Origin of the sequence: Streptomyces sp. NPDC096105, assembly GCF_044763335.1 — a bacterium.
GTDB lineage: Bacteria > Actinomycetota > Actinomycetes > Streptomycetales > Streptomycetaceae > Streptomyces.
The window spans coordinates 47,585-65,471 of sequence record NZ_JBIWGC010000001.1 but is presented as its reverse complement, the minus strand read 5'-3'; the positions used below and the strand labels follow the sequence as shown (position 1 = coordinate 65,471).

Sequence of the window (17,887 nt, the reverse complement as noted above, 5' to 3'; positions counted from 1 at the left end):
CCGGGGCGGAGGGAAGGGAGCGCGGATCTCGCGGGCGAGGCTCGCGGGGCCGCGCCCCGGTGTGCCGGAGGTGCGCGGCGCGGGGGCGGGAGCCGGTGTCGGTGGGGCGTGGCAGGATCGGACCCGTGGCAGAGACAGCATCGAAGAAGACCGACCAGACCTCCGGCGGGACCCGCCCGCGCCTGATGCTCATGGACGGGCACTCACTGGCGTACCGCGCGTTCTTCGCGCTGCCCGCGGAGAACTTCACCACCGCGACGGGCCAGCCGACGAACGCGATCTACGGCTTCGCGTCGATGCTCGCCAACACCTTGCGTGACGAGGCACCCACGCACTTCGCGGTCGCCTTCGACGTGTCCCGCAGGACATGGCGCTCGGAGGAGTTCGCCGAGTACAAGGCGAACCGCTCCAAGACCCCCGACGAGTTCAAGGGCCAGGTCCAGCTGATCGGCGAGCTGCTCGACGCGATGGGCGTGCCCCGCTTCGCCGTCGAGGGCTTCGAGGCGGACGACGTCATCGCCACGCTCGCCACCCAGGCCGAGGCCGAGGGCTTCGAGGTGCTGATCGTCACCGGCGACCGCGACTCCTTCCAGCTGGTCTCCGACCACGTCACGGTGCTGTACCCGACCAAGGGCGTCTCCGAGCTGACCCGCTTCACCCCGGAGAAGGTCTTCGAGAAGTACGGCCTGACGCCCGCGCAGTACCCGGACTTCGCAGCCCTGCGCGGCGACCCGTCGGACAACCTGCCCGGCATCCCCGGCGTCGGTGAGAAGACCGCCGCGAAGTGGATCAACCAGTTCGGCTCCTTCGCCGAGCTGGTCGAGCGGGCCGACGAGGTCAAGGGCAAGGCCGGGCAGAACCTCCGCGACCACCTGGAGTCCGTCAAGCTCAACCGCCGGCTCACCGAGCTGGAGCGCCAGGTGGAGCTGCCGAAGGGCGTGCTCGACCTGGAGCGCACCGCCTACGACCGCAAGACCGTGGCGATGATCCTCGACACCCTGGAGATCAGGAACCCCTCGCTGCGGGAGCGGCTCTTCGCCGTCGACCCGGGCGCCGAGGAGGCCGAGGCCGCCCCGGTCGCCGCGGACGGCGTGGAGGTCGACGGCACCGTGCTGGGCACCGGCGAACTGGCCGGCTGGCTCGCGGAGCACGCCACCGGCCCGGTCGGCGTCGTCGCGGTCGACACCTGGGCGCTCGGCACCGGCTCCGTCGCCGAGATCGCGCTGGCCACGGCGGAGGGACCGGCCGCCTGGTTCGACCCGGCCGAGCTGGACGAGGCCGACGAGCAGGCGTTCCGCGCCTGGCTCGGAGACGCGGCCCGTCCCAAGGTGTTCCACAACGCCAAGCGCGCGATGCGGGTCTTCCCCGAGCACGGCTGGCGGATCGAGGGCGTCACCATGGACACGGCGCTCGCCGCGTACCTGGTGAAGCCGGGCCGCCGCTCCTTCGACCTGGACGCCCTGTCCCTGGAGTACCTGCACCGGGAGCTGGCGCCCGCCGCCGCGCCCGACGGACAGCTCGCCTTCGGCGCGGACGACGGCGCCCAGGCGCACGCGCTGATGGTGCAGGCCCGCGCCGTCCTCGACCTGGGCGAGGCCTTCGAGGGCCGCCTCGCCGACGTGGGCGCCTCCGACCTGCTGCGCGACATGGAGCTGCCCACCTCCGCCCTGCTGGCCCGCATGGAGCGGCACGGCATCGCGGCCGACCGGGCGCACCTGGAGGCCATGGAGCAGATGTTCGCCGGCGCCGTGCAGCAGGCGGTGAAGGAGGCGCACGCCGCGGCGGGGCACGAGTTCAACCTGGGCTCGCCCAAGCAGCTCCAGGAGGTCCTCTTCGGCGAGCTGGCCCTGCCCAGGACGAAGAAGACCAAGACCGGTTACACCACGGACGCCGACGCCCTCGCCTGGCTCGCCGGGCAGACGGACAACGAACTGCCGGTGATCATGCTGCGTCACCGTGAGCAGGCGAAGCTCCGCGTCACCGTCGAGGGCCTGATCAAGACGATCGCCGCGGACGGCCGCATCCACACCACGTTCAACCAGACCGTCGCCGCGACGGGCCGGCTGTCCTCCACGGACCCCAACCTGCAGAACATCCCGGTCCGCACGGACGAGGGCCGCGCCATCCGCCGCGGTTTCGTGGTCGGCGAGGGCTTCGAGGCGCTGCTCACCGCCGACTACAGCCAGATCGAGCTGCGCGTGATGGCCCACCTCTCCGAGGACGCCGGTCTGATCGAGGCGTTCACGTCCGGCGAGGACCTGCACACCACGGCCGCCGCCCAGGTGTTCTCCGTCGAGCGGTCCGCGGTGGACGCGGAGATGCGCCGCAAGATCAAGGCGATGTCCTACGGCCTGGCCTACGGCCTGTCCGCCTTCGGCCTGTCCCAGCAGCTGAACATCGAGGCGGCGGAGGCGCGCGCCCTGATGGACGCCTACTTCGAACGCTTCGGCGGCGTACGGGACTATCTGCGCCGCGTCGTGGACGAGGCGCGGGCGACGGGGTACACGGCGACGCTGTTCGGCCGCCGCCGCTACCTGCCGGACCTCAACAGCGACAACCGCCAGCGCCGCGAGGCGGCGGAGCGGATGGCGCTGAACGCGCCGATCCAGGGCACGGCGGCGGACATCGTCAAGATCGCCATGCTGAACGTCGACCGCGCCCTGCGCGAGGCGGACCTGCGCTCCCGCATGCTCCTCCAGGTCCACGACGAGATCGTCCTGGAACTCGCCCCCGGCGAGCGCGAACAGGTCGAGGACCTGGTCCGCCGCGAGATGGCGTCCGCCGTCGAGCTCCGGGTGCCCCTGGGCGTCTCGGTGGGCGCGGGCCCGGACTGGGAGTCGGCGGCGCACTGACGCGGTGCGCGGGGCCGGGCGCGGCGTCTGCCCCTGCGGGTGAACACCCGCGCGCCCGCGGCCGGGCGCCTGCCCCCTCCGGCCGGTGCGCCGCCGCGCAGCGGCACGGAGGCGCCGGTACGCGCCGGCCGGGCTGCCGTTCGCCCGGCCCGTCCCCGTGCGGCAGGCAGGCCGGCGCCTGCGGTTTCACCCCGGCGGTGGCCGCCGGTGGCCGGGCGGCGCCCTCGCCGGGGCGGTCGAGCGCCCCGGCCCGCCGTGCCGCCCCGAGGCGTCCGCAGGGCGCCGTGACCGCAGGCCGGGCGGGGTCCGGGAGGGTGTCCCGGCGGCTGCCGGGCTCCCCGTGCTTCACTCGCCTGGCCCTCACAGGGGAGCCCGCGCCGGACCGGGCGGAGAGCATGCCAGGCATGGGTATACGCATGCCTCACCGCAGAGCGGCACCCCCGCGGGCCGACGCCGACGGACCCACCACCCAGGCGTTTCCGCCGGTCCCGGTCTTCGCGGCCGCCGCAAGCACCGCCCGCGTCCCCGGCGGCCTCACGGCCGCCTTCCGCGACGCCGCCGCCCGGCTCGGCGTCCGCGTCACCGGCGGCCGGCGGAGAACCGGCCGCACCCCCACCGCCCCGGGCGCCGGGACGGAACAACCCCCGTGGCGGCTGTGGGCCGAGCTGGCCCGCGCCTACCTCACCCTCGCCCTCACCCTGCTGCCCCGGCCCCGCCCGGTCCGCACGGTCACCGTGTTCGTCGCGGCGAGCGAGACCCTCAGCATGCGGCCGTACGGTCCGGCTCCCGCGTATCCGCGCCCGCAGGGCCCCCCGTGGCCGGGACCCGACGCCACACCCTGACGGCGACGGCGTACACCGGCAGCGCGGCGACCAGCCCCGCGCCCGCGCCGAAACAGACGGTCGGGATCAGCTCGTAGGGCTTCGCCATGTGGCCCCAGTGGGCCCACCACCGGGTGGCCCGCAGCACCGCCGCCACGACCGCGCATCCGCCGAGCAGCAGGGCGGCCCCCCACCGGTCGCCCGCCGACAGCGCCGGCACCCCCGGGGGCACCGCGTCCCCGGGGACCGCGCGCCGCAGCGCCCGCGCCGCGAACGCCACCAGGACGACCGCGGCCACCAGCGACGTCCCGTACTGCGCGTACCAGAACACCGGCGAACCCCCGATCTCCCGCCCCAGCACGGGAAACAGCCGCGTTCCCCACCGGTCGTGATGGGTGAACGCGTCCCACACCACGTGCGTCAGCGCCCCCAGGACGGCGGACACGTACCAACGCGCCACCAGGGACGCCCGTACGCGCGCCCGGGGCGCGCCGCAGCGCACCAGCGCCGCCACCCGCCCCTGGCGCGCCCGCGGCAGCAGCGCCACCAGCGGCTCCCGCACCAACAGCCACAGCCCCACCAGCGCCCAGGCGATCAGCACGTCCACGGTGAACACGCCCCAGCCGGCGTGCGTCACGTCGCCGAACTCCATCGCCCCGGACACCGCACTGGCCGCGTAGTAGGTCATGTCGGGCGCGAAGCTGCCCGCGACCAGCACGGCCGGGACCAGCGGCCCGCGGCCCGTCCCGTCGGTGCGGACGGCCGGCAGGACCGCCGCCGCGTGGCTGAGTGTGAACGGCAACGGGACTCCTCGCAGCGGGGGTTGACCGGGGGCGTCCGGACTCGTCGGCCGGCGGCCCCGGTGCCGGGCGGACCCCAGTATTCGGCAGACCCGCGCGCGCGGGCCCGCCGCCCCGCGAACCGTCCGGACGAGAAGGCGGCCAACCGGTGAATATCGGACATCAACGGGTGTCCGTGCAAAGGAAGTTGTCGTAAGGTCGCGAGGGTCGCCGAACCGGTCCCGCGTCCCGGGGCAGCCGGCGGGGCGGGCAGATCGTCACAACAGGGCGGACACAGCACACGGTGACGGGCGCCGGCAGCGCCCAGGGGAGGGGTTCACTCTATGGCGGCGCACATCGGCAGGCGGCTCCGCAAGCAAGCGGCGACCACCGCCGTGGCCGCGGCAGCGGTGGCGGCCCTGTCCGCGTCCCAGGCGCCCGGCGTCACGGTCGACGACCAGGGCGGACGGAGCACCGGCGACGCCACCTCCGCGCCCGACGCCGCCGCCGACGACAGCGCCACCGGCAACTCGCCGTACTACACGGACCTGCCGCCCCTCAACAGCCCCAGCCCGTCGCCCTCCGCGGGCGCCGGCGACCGGCGCGCCGCCGAGGCCGGCATACCCGCGACCGTCCTCGACGCCTACAAGAAGGCCGAGGCCGCGCTGCGCGAGAAGAAGCCCGGCTGCAACCTGCCCTGGCAACTCCTCGCCGCCATCGGCAAGGTGGAGTCCGGTCAGGCGCGCGGCGGCCGGGTCACCGCCGACGGCACCACCGTCACGCCGATCCTCGGCCCCCAGCTCGACGGCAACGGCTTCGCCCTCATCCGGGACACCGACAACGGCGTCTACGACGGCAACCGCATGTACGACCAGGCCGTCGGGCCCATGCAGTTCATCCCCTCCACATGGGAGTGGGCGGGCCGCGACGGCAACGGCGACGGCCGCGAGGACCCGAACAACATCTACGACGCCGCCCTCGCCGCCGGCCACTACCTGTGCCGCTTCGGCTGGGACCTGTCCGACCAGGGCGACCTGCGCAAGGCGATCCTCAGCTACAACAACTCGACGGACTACCTGAACACCGTCCTGTCGTGGCTGGAGTACTACCGCAAGGGCACCCACGAGATCCCCGACGGCACCGGCAGCCTGCCCGCGGACCGCAGCGACGACACGGCGCGTCCCGGCGCCTCCCCGTCGACGCCGCGCACCACCCCGCCGGCGAGGCCCGGCGACACCCGGCCCGGCAAGCCCTCCGGCTCCCGGCCGGCGCCCGGCCCCGCCGCACCCGGCAACGGCGGCAGCGACAGCCCGAACACGCCGCCCACCACGCCTCCTCCGACCACTCCGCCGACGCCCACCGACACGGTGCATCACCTGGAGGACGCCGGCACCGGCACCCTCACCGCCATGGCGGGCCACACCTTCGCCGAGCGCATCAGCACCCGCGCGGAGACCGAGACCGGCAAGGCGGTCGCCAAGGTGCGGATCCGCTTCACCATCGTCGGCGACACGGACGCCACCTTCGCCGGCGGCGAGAGCGTGGCGACCGTCACCACCGACGCGTCCGGCGTCGCGGTGGCGCCCGCGCTGCGGGCGGGGGAGAGGACCGGCGCGTTCGCCGTCCAGGCGGCCGTCGCGGGCCGCTCGGTCAAGGGCGTCCCCTACCGGGCGACGGTCACCGAGCGCGCCGCCGCCGCCCTCGTCCGCACCGGCCCCGAGGAACTGACCTCCGTCGCGGGCGGCGAGTTCGCCGAGCCGGTCGAGGTCAAGGCCACCTACCGGGGCGCGGCCGCCGGGAAGGTCGCCGTCACCGCCACCCTCGTGACGTCCGCCGACGACCCCGCCGAGAACGACGAGGGCCCCTACTTCAAGGACGCCGACGGCAGGACGGTCCGCACCCTGACCGGTCTCAGGACGGACGCGGACGGGCTGCTGACCCTGCCGAAGCTGTACGCGGACGACACCGCCGGCACGTTCCTGCTCCGCCTCACCACGGCCGGCGGCGCGACCCTCACGGTCGAACTGACCGTGGAACCGGCGGCCACCCCGAGCCCGGACCCCGAACCGTCGACAGACCCCTCGACAGACCCCTCGACGGAGCCGTCCACCGGGCCCTCGCAGACCCCGGGCGCCTGACGACACGGACGCGGGCGCCCCGTACGGAACGGGCGCCCGCGCGTCCTACCCCCGCGACCGCGCGTTGGTGTGCCGGGTCGGCTGCGCCGAGGCCGGGTCCTGGGGCCAGGGGTGCTTCGGGTACCGGCCCCGCAGTTCCGCCCGCACCTGCTGGTAGCCCTCCCGCCAGAAGGAGGCGAGATCGGCGGTGACGGCGGCCGGACGGCCGGCCGGGGACAGCAGGTGGACCAGCAACGGCACCCCGGCCACCGTGGGCGACTCCCGCAGCCCGAACATCTCCTGCAGTTTCACGGCGAGCACCGGCCGCTCCGGGTCGGACCAGTCGATCCGTACGGTCGACCCGCTGGGCACGGTGATCCGCTCGGGCGCCAGCTCGTCGAGGCGCGCCGCCTCGCCGGACGCCCACGGCAGCAGCCGCGCCAGCGCCTGCCCGGCGTCGATGCGGGCGAGGTCCGCCCGGCGCCGCGCCCGGCTCAGCTCCGGCTCCAGCCACTCGTCCACGCGCGCGTGCAGCGCCTCGTCGGACACGTCCGGCCAGGGCTCGCCCAGCCGCTCGTGCAGGAAGGCCAGCCGCTGCCGCAGGACCTCCGCCCCGGCCGGCCACCGCAGCAGCCCGAACCCCTCCCGGCGCAGCCCGTCCAGCAGCGCGGCGCGCACCGGCGCGGGGCCGGCGTCGGTGAGCGGCCGTGCGGCCAGCTCGACCGCCCCGAGCCGTTCGACCCGCCGCGCCACGACGTCCCCGCCGGCCCAGTGCACCTCCTCGCGCCGCTCCGCGAGCGTCCCCGCCGCCCAGCGCGCCACGTCCTCGTCCACGGCGGCCCCCAGCAGGACGCGCGCGTGGCCGCGCCCCACGGGCCGGTCGGCCACGGCCACGGCGATCCACTCGGCCCCGCGCAACGCGGACCCCGCCCCCACCTCGGCCCGCGTCCCGCCCACCATCAGGTACGACCCGCCGTCCACCCGGGCCACCCGCTCCGGGAAGGCGAGCGCCACGACGACACCGACGGCACGCTCCTCCACGCCGGTCCCACCACCGCGCCCGCCCGGCCGCTCCCCGCCACCGCGGGCCACCGGCACCGCACCGCCGCCCGCCCCCGCAGGGGCGTCCGACGCCGGGGTCCCGCCGGAGCCGCCCGCGCCCGGCCCGCCGGCCGGTACGGCTCCCTCCGCCTCGGTCGCCGCCCCGCGCAGCCGTCGTGCCTCCGTGCGCCAGCGTGCCGCGTACCCGTCGCCGCCGCGGCGGGCGGCGCGCAGGGCGGCGGTCAGGTCGTCGCCGTAGTCGCGCGGGGGCTCCTCGGAGAGCAGCGCGACGACCTCGGCCGCGAGGCCGGCGCCCACGCGCGGGGCGGCGTCCATCAGGGCGCGTCCCAGGCGCGGGTGCAGGCCGAGCCGGGTGAGGCGGACGCCGCGCTCGGTGGGGCGGCCGTCCGGCCGTACCGCGCCGATCGCGGTGAGGACGTCGCGGGCCGCCGCCATCGCGCCGCCCGGAGGGGGATCCAGCAGCGCCAGACCGGAGGCGTCCGGATCACCCCAGCAGGCCGCCTGGAGCGCGAACGCCGTCAGGTCGGCCACCTTGATCTCGGGGGAGGGGTACGACGGCAGCCGCGCGTCCTCCGCCTCGGCCCAGCAGCGGTACACCGCGCCCGGCGCCTCACGTCCGGCGCGGCCCGCCCGCTGCCGCCCCGCGGCCCGCGAGGCCCGTACCGTCGCCAGGGCGCTCAGTCCGCGCGCGTGGTCGACGCGCGGCTCGCGGGCGAGACCCGAGTCCACCACGACCCGCACTCCCGGCACCGTCAGCGAGGACTCCGCGACCGACGTCGCCAGCACCACCCGGCGCCGCTCACCGAGCGACAGCACCGCGTCCTGCACGGCGGCCGGCGCCCGCCCGTGCACCTGGAGGACGTCCACCCCGGGCGGGGAGCCCAGCATCCCGGCCACCCGGGAGATCTCCCCGACCCCCGGCAGGAACACCAGCACGTCGCCGTCCCGCTCCGCCAGGGCCCGGCGCGCCACCGCCGCCACATGCGTGAGCAGCGCCGGATCCACCCGCATGCCGTGCGGCGGCCGCACCGCGCGCGGGGGCGGCGCCCACACCACGTCGACCGGGTGCGCGGCGCCCCGCGCCTCGACCACGGGCGCGCCGCCCAGCAGCCGTGCCCAGCCCTCCGCGTCCGTCGTCGCCGACGCGGCCACCAGCCGCAGGTCCGGTCGCAGCGTCTCGCGCACGTCCCACAGGAACGCCGCCGCCGTGTCCGCGTCCAGGTGCCGCTCGTGGCACTCGTCGAGCACCACCGCGTCCACCCCGGCCAGCTCCTGGTCGCGCTGGAGCCGCTGGAGGAGCACACCGGTCGTGACGACCTCCACGCGCGTGTCACGCCCCACGGCCCGCTCCCCGCGCACCGTGAAGCCGACCGAGCCGCCCGCCCGCTCGCCCAGCAGCCACGCCATCCGGCGCGCCGCCGCGCGGGCCGCGATCCGCCGGGGCTCCGCGACCACCACCCGCCGCGCGGGACCCGTGCCCCACAGACCGGCGAGCGCCAGCGGCACCAGGGTGGTCTTGCCGGTGCCCGGCGGCGCCACCAGCACGGACGTGCCGCGGGTGTCGAGCGCCTCGGCGAGCCCGGGCAGGGCCTCGCGCACCGGGAGGGACTCCAGTGCCTCGTGACGGATCACGCGCTCAGTCCCGTACGCACACGAAGACCGCCGTGCCGGGGATCAGGCTGCCGCGCAGCGGGGACCAGCCGCCCCACTCGGAGGTGTTCCAGGCCGGCCACTCCGGCTCCACCAGGTCCACCAGCCGGAACCCGGAGGCGACCACGTCACGGACCCGGTCCCCGAGCGTCCTGTGGTGCTCCACGTACACTGCGTGGCCGCTCTCGTCCTGCTCCACGTACGGCGTGCGGTCGAAGTACGACCCGGACACGCTCAGCCCCTCCGGGCCCGGCTCGTCCGGGAACGCCCAGCGGATCGGGTGCGTCACGGAGAACACCAGCCGCCCGCCCGGCCGCAGCACCCGGTGCGCCTCGCGCAGCACCAGCCGCGGATCGGCGACGAAGGGCAGCGCCCCGTACGCCGAGCAGGCCAGGTCGAAGGAGGCGTCGGCGAAGGGCAGCGCGCCCGCGTCCGCGCACACCAGGGGGAACGCCCCGCCGATGCGCAGCGCGTGCTGGAGCTGGCGGTGCGAGATGTCGAGGGCCACCGGGCGCGCGCCCTGCGCGGCCAGCCAGCGCGAGCACTGTGCCGCGCCGGCGCCCAGCTCCAGGACGTCGCGTCCCTTCAGCTCCTCCGGCGGGCCGAGCAGCCCCGCCTCCGCCTCGTCCAGGCCCTCCGGGCCCCATACGAAACGGTCGTCGCCGAGGAAGGCGCCGTGCTCGGTCTGGTACTCGTCGGCGTTGCGGTCCCACCAGCCCCGGTTGGCCCGGGAGCTCTCCGTGACGCCGGCCTCCCGCCGGGTGGCCTCCGGTTCGGGGACTTCGGGCTCTTGGATGATCGGCTCCCTCGTCGTACTCTTCCGTCCAGCCGGGTCCCCGGTGTGTCGCCGAGGGGGTCTTCTTCACCCCTGCATGGCCTCGGGAGACGGCAGTTGTGCCGGTTATGCGGCGATCCGCCCCGGGTGGGCGGCTTCGTGCATTGACCATGCCCGGCCGCCCCCGTATGCTACAAGTTGCGCTGCGGGCCTGCGCACCTCAGACGTAGCAGGCTGCGCTCGCATCTGTTGTATGTCCCCTCGGTTGTCGAGGCGCCACCGCGTTTTCGTGGCGCTTCCTTGGCTGTCCGGCTTCTGCAGAGCGAAACGGGCTCCGGCGTAGCAGTACCTACGACTTCAATGTCCGTACCGGAGCCCTTTCCCACATGACGAGCAGCACCGAGACCACCGCCACCACCCCGCAGGTAGCGGTCAACGACATCGGTAACGAGGAAGCGTTCCTCGCCGCGATCGACGAGACGATCAAGTACTTCAACGACGGCGACATCGTCGACGGCGTCATCGTGAAGGTCGACCGGGACGAGGTCCTGCTCGACATCGGTTACAAGACCGAAGGTGTCATCCCGAGCCGCGAGCTCTCGATCAAGCACGACGTCGACCCGAACGAGGTCGTCGCCGTCGGCGACGAGATCGAGGCCCTGGTCCTCCAGAAGGAGGACAAGGAAGGCCGCCTGATCCTCTCGAAGAAGCGCGCCCAGTACGAGCGTGCCTGGGGCACCATCGAGAAGATCAAGGAAGAGGACGGCATCGTCACCGGTACCGTCATCGAGGTCGTCAAGGGTGGTCTCATCCTCGACATCGGCCTCCGCGGCTTCCTCCCGGCCTCCCTGGTCGAGATGCGCCGCGTCCGCGACCTCCAGCCCTACGTGGGCAAGGAGCTCGAGGCGAAGATCATCGAGCTGGACAAGAACCGCAACAACGTGGTCCTGTCCCGCCGCGCCTGGCTGGAGCAGACCCAGTCCGAGGTCCGCCAGACGTTCCTCACCACCCTGCAGAAGGGTCAGGTCCGTTCCGGCGTCGTCTCCTCGATCGTCAACTTCGGTGCCTTCGTGGACCTGGGTGGCGTCGACGGTCTGGTCCACGTCTCCGAGCTGTCCTGGAAGCACATCGACCACCCCTCCGAGGTCGTCGAGGTCGGCCAGGAGGTCACGGTCGAGGTCCTCGACGTCGACATGGACCGCGAGCGCGTCTCCCTGTCGCTGAAGGCGACCCAGGAAGACCCGTGGCAGCAGTTCGCCCGCACCCACCAGATCGGCCAGGTCGTGCCCGGCAAGGTCACGAAGCTGGTTCCGTTCGGTGCGTTCGTCCGCGTGGACGAGGGCATCGAGGGTCTGGTCCACATCTCCGAGCTGGCCGAGCGCCACGTGGAGATCCCGGAGCAGGTCGTCCAGGTCAACGACGAGATCTTCGTCAAGGTCATCGACATCGACCTCGAGCGCCGCCGCATCAGCCTCTCGCTGAAGCAGGCCAACGAGGCCTTCGGCGCCGACCCGACGGCGGTCGAGTTCGACCCGACCCTGTACGGCATGGCCGCGTCCTACGACGACCAGGGCAACTACATCTACCCCGAGGGCTTCGACCCCGAGACCAACGACTGGCTCGAGGGCTACGAGAAGCAGCGCGAGGAGTGGGAGCGCCAGTACGCCGAGGCGCAGGCTCGCTTCGAGCAGCACCAGGCGCAGGTCATCAAGTCCCGCGAGGCGGACGAGAAGGCCGCTGCCGAGGGTGGCGAGGCCGCCGCTCCGGCCGCGTCCGGCGGCGGTTCGTACTCCTCCGAGGGCGGCGACCAGTCCGGCGCCCTGGCTTCGGACGAGGCGCTGGCCGCGCTTCGCGAGAAGCTGGCGGGTGGCCAGAGCTGAGCGCTCGCCGCTGAGGGCTAGGTTGATCTGAGGGGTCGCACCTTTCGAGGTGCGACCCCTCAGGCGTTTTTGACGGGTTCGTCGTCGGCCGCGGGCCCGGTGGGAGTTCGTCGCGCAGTTCCCCGCGCCCCTTCAGGGTGTTTCCCCGCGGGCGTCGTCATCGTGGGAATGCCTGTGCTCCGTGCCACGTTGTGGTGGGTGGAACACGAGGAGGAGCGGTCATTGTGCTTGATCCGCAGGATGTGTACGCCTGGGAGCCGAAGGGACTGAGCGTCGTCGACATGGCGCTGGCCCAGGAGTCGGCCGGACTTGTCATGCTCTACCACTTCGACGGATACATCGACGCGGGGGAGACCGGGGACCAGATCGTCGACCGGCTGCTCGACTCGCTGCCCCACCAGGTCGTCGCCCGGTTCGACCACGACCGGCTCGTCGACTACCGGGCGCGCCGGCCCCTGCTCACCTTCACCCGCGACCGGTGGACCGACTACGAGGTGCCGGCCATCACCGTGCGGCTCGTGCAGGACGCCACCGGAGCGCCCTTCCTGCTGCTCTCGGGACCCGAGCCGGACGTGGAGTGGGAGTGCTTCGCCGCGGCCGTGCGGCAGATCGTGGAGCGCCTCGGGGTGCGCCTGTCGGTGAACTTCCACGGCATCCCCATGGGCGTCCCCCACACCCGCCCGGTCGGCCTCACCCCGCACGGCAACCGCACCGACCTCGTCCCGGTGAGCGACAGCCCCTTCGACGAGGCGCAGGTGCCCGGCAGCGTCGAGGCCCTGGTCGAGTACCGGCTCATGCAGGCCGGGCACGACGTCCTGGGCGTCGCGGCGCACGTGCCGCACTACATCGCCCGCTCGCCGTACCCGGACGCGGCGCTGACCGCGCTCGAGGCCATCACGGCCGCCACGGGGCTCGTCCTGCCCGGCGTCGCGCACTCCCTGCGCACCGACGCCCAGCGCACCCAGACCGAGATCGACCGCCAGATCCGGGAGGGCGACGACGAGCTCACCGCCCTCGTCCAAGGCCTGGAGCACCAGTACGACGCCGCCGCGGGCGCCGCGACCCGGGGCAACATGCTCGCCGAGCCGGTGGACATCCCGTCGGCGGACGAGATCGGCCGTGAGTTCGAGAGGTTCCTCGCCGAGCGGGAGGGCGACACCTGACGCCCGCCGGACCGCCGGTCGCAGCCGCCGCCTAGGCTGCTGCCCATGCTGACAGTGGGCCTGACCGGCGGTATCGGAGCCGGCAAGAGCGAGGTGTCGCGGCTGCTCGTGGAGTGCGGAGCCGTGCTGATCGACGCCGACCGCATCGCACGCGAGGTCGTCGAGCCGGGCACGCCCGGGCTCGCCGCCGTCGTGGAGGCCTTCGGCGAGGAGATCCTCGCCGAGGACGGCAGCCTGGACCGGCCCCGCCTCGGCGCCCTCGTCTTCGCCGACCCGGAGAAGCTGACCACGCTCAACTCGATCGTGCACCCCCTGGTGGGCGCCCGGTCGCGGGAACTGGAGGAGGCCGCGCCCGAGGACGCCGTCGTCGTCCACGACGTGCCGCTCCTCACCGAGAACGGCCTCGCCCCGCTCTACGACGTCGTGATCGTCGTCGACACGCGTCCCGAGACCCAGCTCGACCGGCTGGTGCGGCTGCGCGGCATGAGCGAGGCGGACGCACGGGCCCGCATGGCGGCCCAGGCCACCCGGGAGCAGCGCCGGGCGATCGCCGACGTCGTCATCGACAACGACGTGCCCCTCGACGCGCTGGAACGGCGCGTCGAGGAGGTGTGGGCCGAGCTGGTCCGCCGTGCGCGGGAGCCCCGGCCGGAATAACCGGCGCCGGGCGGGGCGTTGGTCCTTCCGAGCGAGGGAAGGATTCCGCCGTGCCCGAGACCAGTGGTCCGTCCGGACGTACGCCGGAGACGCATGTCATCGACTTCCGCGCCGCCGAGCACCTGCTCGCCTCCCGCGACCCGCGGGGCGCGGTGAAGCTGCTCGACGGCGTGATCGACGTCCATCCCGAGAACACGGCCGCCCGGCTGCTGCGGGCGCGCGCCTTCTTCGCGGCCGCCCAGCTGCGCCCCGCCGAGCTGGAGTTCTCGCTCGTCCTGGAGCGGGAGCCGGACAACGCCTTCGCCCACTACGCGCTCGCCCGCACCTACCAGCGGCAGGGCCGTCCCCACCCCGCCAAGCGGCACTTCCGGCTGGCGGCGGCGCTGGACCCGAACCCGGAGTACCTGAAGGCGGCGCGCTTCGACGAGTGAGTCCCTGCGGGGTCCGGTGCCGGACCGCACCCGGCTGGCGCCGGTCCTCCGGCGGCCCGTACGGGGGGCGTCGCGGCCCGGCCGGTGGCGGGGGCCCTGGCGGATGTGCCGGAGCACGAACAGCAGGTCCGCCGTGCCGACCAGCCACAGCATCCCGCAGGCCGGCGCCCGGCCCGGACACCCGGCGAGCGCGAACGCCACGGTTCCGGCCACCGTCCGGGCCACACCCCACACGCTCGGCCAGAACCGCATGCGCAGGGACTCCGCGCGGCCGTCGGTTCACTGCCCGTGCGCATCGCGCTCCTCGCCCCGTCGGCGCCGGACGTCCCCGTCCTGCGGGTTCCCGGTACGGCCGCCGGATCCCCCGTCACTCGTTCGGGTGGCATCGACGGGGAGGGGGACGGACGTACGGGCGCGGCCCGTTCGACGGGCATGGAGCAGACGATGCGCGAGGGTTGTCAGGGGACGGGGCCCGGGAAGATCACCCCGGACGGCTGCGCTGTGGAGCTGTACGCGCGGCTTCCCGTGGGGGACGAGCCGGACGTCGTCGCCGGAGCGGTGCCGCCGGGGGCGCGCATTCTGGAGCTGGGCTGCGGTGCGGGGCGGATGACGCACGCGCTGCTGGAGCGGGGCTTCGAGGTGACGGCGGTGGACGAGTCCGCCGAGATGCTGGAGCGGGTCCGCGGGGCGCGGACGATATGCGGCCCCGTGGAGCGGCTCGGCCTCGGCGAGACGTTCGACGTGGTGCTGCTGGCCTCGTTCCTGGTGCACGCGGGGGACACCGGGGTGCGGCGGGGCATGCTGCGCACCTGCGTGCGGCACCTGGCGGAGGGCGGGTGCGTACTGATCCAGCGGGAGGGCGCGGACTACCACACGAACGTGCCGCGCGAGCGTGTGGACCCGGCGGGTTTCACGGTGCGGATCGTGTCCGTGGAGCCGGCCGGCGACGGCGTCGACTCGGTCCACGCGGAGTACGTGTTCCCGGACGCGACCTGGACCCAGACGTTCAGATCACGTCCGCTGACCCCGGAGCGGTTCGAGGCGGCACTCGCGGAGGAGGGCCTGAGGGTGGACCGGTATCTGACGGAGGACGGGATGTGGGTGAGGGCGGTGCCGGCGACCCGCACCCGCACCTGACAGGCGGGGGACTGCGCCTTCGCGTAGGCCGGGCCGGTGGGGGCCGGCGCCCCGCGGCCGTGACCCCGCACCCGTGTTCACGGCCGGGGTGCGCCTCCCGCCCCCTTGTTCCGGCCCCGGCGGCCGCCTGCCCCACGACCGTGCGCGCCTCCGCGTCCGCCTGCCGCCGCGCCCGGGTCACCCAGGGCGGGCGGGCCCGCGGGGCCGCCGAACGGGCCAGGGCCGCCCAGCCCTCGCAGCCGCTCCAGCTCGCGGCGGTCCCGCTTGGTCGGGCGGCCCGCGCCGCGGTCGCGGATGCCGGCCGGGGCGACGGCCTCGCGCGGCGGGGGCGGCGGGGAGTTGTCGATGTAGCACTGGGCGGCGACCGGCGCCCCCACCCGCTTGCGGATCAGCCGCTTCACGACGACGACCCGCTCCCGCGTCTCGACCCGCACCCGCACCTCGTCGCCGACCCGCACGGAGTGCGACGGCTTCACCCGCTCGCCGTTCACGCGGACGTGCCCGCCCCGGCAGGCGGCGGCGCCCATGGACCGGGTCTTGACCAGCCGTACCGACCAGATCCAGCTGTCGATCCGCACGGTCTCGCCGTGCTGCGGCCCGGCCGCTTCGGCGGCGGCCACCGCCGCGGCGGTCTTCGGGTCCGCCGGCTCGGGCACGGCCCCCGCGGGCCGGGGCGTGGTCCCCGCGCCGTCGGCGCCTTCGTCCGCTCCGGCCGTCCTGTCGTTCTGCGCACCCTCCGCAACCATGCCCCCGACCTTAGCCCGCCCGGCCCGCCGACCGTGTACGGATGCCGACGGGCATGACCGCGCCCGGATGCCGCACCCGGCGCCTACGGTGGAACCATGGATCACCAAGGCCTCGCCCGGCTCGACCGGCGCATCGCCGGCTGCCGTGCCTGCCCGCGTCTGGTCGACTGGCGCGAGGAGGTCGCCCGTACCAAGCGGGCCGCGTTCGCCGACTGGACGTACTGGGGGAGGCCGGTGCCCGGATTCGGGCCGCCGGACGCGCGGCTGCTGATCGTCGGCCTCGCGCCCGCCGCGCACGGCGGCAACCGCACCGGCCGGATGTTCACCGGGGACCGCTCCGGCGACGTGCTGTACCAGGCGCTGTACGACGTGGGCCTGGCCTCCCAGCCGACCTCGGTCCATGCCGACGACGGCCTGGAGCTGTACGGCGTCCGTGTCACCGGGCCCGTGCACTGCGCCCCGCCCGCCAACAAGCCCACCCCGGCCGAACGGGACGCCTGCCGCCCCTGGCTGGTGCAGGAGCTGCGGCTGCTGCGGCCGACGGTCCGGGCGGCGGTCGTCCTCGGCGCCTTCGGCTGGCAGGCGGCGCTGCCCGCGTTCGCCGAGGCGGGCTGGACCGTGCCTCGGCCCCGGCCCGCCTTCGGGCACGGCGCCCGGGTCGAGCTGGACGCCGCCGACGGCCCGGCGCTCCGCCTGCACGGCTGCTTCCACGTCAGCCAGCGCAACACCTTCACGGGCAAGCTCACCCCCGAGATGCTCCGGGACGTCCTGCGCACGGCGGCCGGGGCAGCCGGACTGCGCCCGGAGGAAAGGGGATGAGCGTCCCGCGCGGTGGCGCTACGGTGCCCGGATGGGCAGGTATCCGGAGATCGAACCGTACGACCACGGCATGCTCGACGTCGGGGACGGCAACCGCGTCCGCTGGGAGACCAGCGGGAATCCGCACGGCAAGCCCGCGGTGGTGCTGCACGGCGGGCCCGGCTCGGGCGCCGGCGCCGGACTGCGGCGCTACTTCGACCCCGCCGCCTACCGCATCGTCCTGTTCGACCAGCGCGGCGCGGGACGGTCGGTGCCGTCGGCCGCCGACCCCGCCACCGACATGGGCGTCAACACGGCGCCGCACCTCATGGCGGACCTGGAGCGGCTGCGCGCCCACCTGGGCATCGAGCGGTGGCTGGTGTGGGGCGTGTCCTTCGGCTCGGCCCTGGGCCTGCGCTACGCGCAGACCCGCCCCGGTGTGGTCTCCGAACTGGTGCTGACCGGCGTGGCCACCGGCTCGCCCGCGGAGGTCGGCCTGCTGACGCGGGGCCTCGGCCGGTTCTTCCCGGAGGCCCACGCGCGGTTCCTCGCGGAACTGCCCGAGGCCGAGCGCGACGGCAACCTGGCCGCCGCGTACAACCGGCTGCTGGAGTCGCCCGACCCGCGGGTCAGGGCGCGGGCCGCGCGGGCGTGGACGGACTGGGAGACGGCGATCGTCCCCGCCCCGCCCGGTTCCGTGGAGCGGTTCCGCGACCCGGCGTTCCGCCTGGGCTTCGCCCGCACCGTCACCCACTACTGGGGCAACGACCACTTCTTCGGCGACGGGGGAGAGGAGGGCGTCGTCCTCCGCGACGCCCACCTCCTCAAGGGCATCCCCGGCACCCTGGTCCAGGGCAGCCTCGACGTCGGCAATCTCCTCGGCATCGTCTGGCGGCTGCACCACGCCTGGCCGGACAGCGAGCTGGTGATCGTCGACGACGCCGGCCACGACGCGGGCGCGGCCGGCGACGACGCCCTGGTGGCGGCGACGGACCGGTACGCCCGCCGCCCGGTCTGAC

At 74.8% G+C, this 17,887-nt stretch carries 14 protein-coding genes and 1 pseudogene; 10 read left to right on the top strand and 5 right to left on the bottom strand.

What is annotated here, in order from left to right:
• Nucleotides 1-125 precede the first annotated feature (125 nt).
• Together polA and ACIQ8B_RS00300 are read left to right on the top strand one after the other, a co-directional pair.
• On the top strand, nt 126-2,852 hold the full coding sequence (gene polA, locus ACIQ8B_RS00305; RefSeq protein ID WP_403544121.1) for a DNA polymerase I: 2,727 nt from the start codon (nt 126-128) through the stop codon (nt 2,850-2,852).
• A gap of 404 nt (nt 2,853-3,256) precedes the next feature.
• A complete protein-coding gene (locus ACIQ8B_RS00300) occupies nt 3,257-3,694 on the top strand; it encodes a hypothetical protein (RefSeq protein ID WP_403544119.1) in 438 nt (145 codons plus the stop codon).
• Here the strand turns inward: ACIQ8B_RS00300 and ACIQ8B_RS00295 are convergent.
• Entirely contained in the window at nt 3,612-4,475 is an 864-nt protein-coding gene (locus ACIQ8B_RS00295) for a DUF4184 family protein (RefSeq protein ID WP_403544117.1), read from the bottom strand. The two genes, ACIQ8B_RS00300 and ACIQ8B_RS00295, sit on opposite strands and share 83 nt — an antisense overlap.
• Before the next feature lie 321 nt (nt 4,476-4,796).
• Here ACIQ8B_RS00295 and ACIQ8B_RS00290 point away from each other — a divergent pair, with 321 nt between their 5' ends.
• Nucleotides 4,797-6,590, top strand: a complete 1,794-nt coding sequence (locus ACIQ8B_RS00290; RefSeq protein ID WP_403544115.1) for a lytic murein transglycosylase — start codon at nt 4,797-4,799, stop codon at nt 6,588-6,590.
• Nucleotides 6,591-6,635: 45 nt separating this feature from the next.
• On the opposite strand, the gene ACIQ8B_RS00285 is transcribed toward ACIQ8B_RS00290, so the two are convergent.
• Nucleotides 6,636-9,263, bottom strand: coding sequence for an ATP-dependent RNA helicase (locus ACIQ8B_RS00285; RefSeq protein WP_403544112.1), 2,628 nt, complete (start codon nt 9,261-9,263; stop codon nt 6,636-6,638).
• A 4-nt stretch (nt 9,264-9,267) separates the two neighbouring features.
• On the bottom strand, nt 9,268-10,080 hold the full coding sequence (locus ACIQ8B_RS00280) for a class I SAM-dependent methyltransferase (RefSeq protein ID WP_290007287.1): 813 nt from the start codon (nt 10,078-10,080) through the stop codon (nt 9,268-9,270).
• A gap of 362 nt (nt 10,081-10,442) precedes the next feature.
• On the opposite strand from ACIQ8B_RS00280, the gene rpsA reads away from it, so the two are divergent.
• From rpsA to ACIQ8B_RS00260, 4 genes are all read left to right on the top strand, one after another.
• Nucleotides 10,443-11,936: a 30S ribosomal protein S1 gene (gene rpsA, locus ACIQ8B_RS00275; protein WP_093766690.1), complete on the top strand. Its 1,494-nt coding sequence runs from the start codon at nt 10,443-10,445 to the stop codon at nt 11,934-11,936.
• Between the two features lie 224 nt (nt 11,937-12,160).
• Nucleotides 12,161-13,099, top strand: a complete 939-nt coding sequence (locus ACIQ8B_RS00270) for a PAC2 family protein (protein WP_403544110.1) — start codon at nt 12,161-12,163, stop codon at nt 13,097-13,099.
• A gap of 45 nt (nt 13,100-13,144) precedes the next feature.
• Nucleotides 13,145-13,756, top strand: a complete 612-nt coding sequence (gene coaE / locus ACIQ8B_RS00265; RefSeq protein WP_403544108.1) for a dephospho-CoA kinase — start codon at nt 13,145-13,147, stop codon at nt 13,754-13,756.
• A 50-nt stretch (nt 13,757-13,806) separates the two neighbouring features.
• On the top strand, nt 13,807-14,187 hold the full coding sequence (locus ACIQ8B_RS00260; protein ID WP_106414716.1) for a M48 family metallopeptidase: 381 nt from the start codon (nt 13,807-13,809) through the stop codon (nt 14,185-14,187).
• A 123-nt stretch (nt 14,188-14,310) separates the two neighbouring features.
• On the opposite strand, the pseudogene ACIQ8B_RS00255 reads toward ACIQ8B_RS00260, so the two are convergent.
• Nucleotides 14,311-14,439 (bottom strand): annotated as a pseudogene (locus ACIQ8B_RS00255) (DUF6343 family protein); the annotation flags it as partial.
• Nucleotides 14,440-14,631: 192 nt separating this feature from the next.
• Here ACIQ8B_RS00255 and ACIQ8B_RS00250 point away from each other — a divergent pair.
• Nucleotides 14,632-15,324: a class I SAM-dependent methyltransferase gene (locus tag ACIQ8B_RS00250; RefSeq protein ID WP_403544756.1), complete on the top strand. Its 693-nt coding sequence runs from the start codon at nt 14,632-14,634 to the stop codon at nt 15,322-15,324.
• Nucleotides 15,325-15,401: 77 nt separating this feature from the next.
• Here the strand turns inward: ACIQ8B_RS00250 and ACIQ8B_RS00245 are convergent, their stop codons facing one another.
• Nucleotides 15,402-16,070 carry an RNA-binding S4 domain-containing protein gene (locus ACIQ8B_RS00245; protein WP_403544106.1) on the bottom strand — a complete coding sequence of 223 codons (669 nt, stop codon included), beginning with the start codon at nt 16,068-16,070 and terminating at the stop codon, nt 15,402-15,404.
• Between the two features lie 96 nt (nt 16,071-16,166).
• Here ACIQ8B_RS00245 and ACIQ8B_RS00240 point away from each other — a divergent pair, with 96 nt between their 5' ends.
• Nucleotides 16,167-16,889: a uracil-DNA glycosylase gene (locus ACIQ8B_RS00240; RefSeq protein WP_403544104.1), complete on the top strand. Its 723-nt coding sequence runs from the start codon at nt 16,167-16,169 to the stop codon at nt 16,887-16,889.
• 31 nt (nt 16,890-16,920) lie between these two features.
• Nucleotides 16,921-17,886, top strand: a complete 966-nt coding sequence (pip, locus tag ACIQ8B_RS00235; RefSeq protein WP_403544102.1) for a prolyl aminopeptidase — start codon at nt 16,921-16,923, stop codon at nt 17,884-17,886.
• Nucleotide 17,887: the final 1 nt, after the last annotated feature.

Coding starts and splice junctions, on each gene's coding strand:
- rpsA (WP_093766690.1), top strand. CDS start 10,443: ATGACGAGCAGCACCGAGACCACCGCCACCACCCCGCAGGTAGCGGTC.
- ACIQ8B_RS00250 (WP_403544756.1), top strand. CDS start 14,632: ATGCGCGAGGGTTGTCAGGGGACGGGGCCCGGGAAGATCACCCCGGAC.
- ACIQ8B_RS00245 (WP_403544106.1), bottom strand. CDS start 16,070: ATGGTTGCGGAGGGTGCGCAGAACGACAGGACGGCCGGAGCGGACGAA.
- coaE (WP_403544108.1), top strand. CDS start 13,145: ATGCTGACAGTGGGCCTGACCGGCGGTATCGGAGCCGGCAAGAGCGAG.
- pip (WP_403544102.1), top strand. CDS start 16,921: ATGGGCAGGTATCCGGAGATCGAACCGTACGACCACGGCATGCTCGAC.
- ACIQ8B_RS00240 (WP_403544104.1), top strand. CDS start 16,167: ATGGATCACCAAGGCCTCGCCCGGCTCGACCGGCGCATCGCCGGCTGC.
- ACIQ8B_RS00290 (WP_403544115.1), top strand. CDS start 4,797: ATGGCGGCGCACATCGGCAGGCGGCTCCGCAAGCAAGCGGCGACCACC.
- ACIQ8B_RS00300 (WP_403544119.1), top strand. CDS start 3,257: ATGGGTATACGCATGCCTCACCGCAGAGCGGCACCCCCGCGGGCCGAC.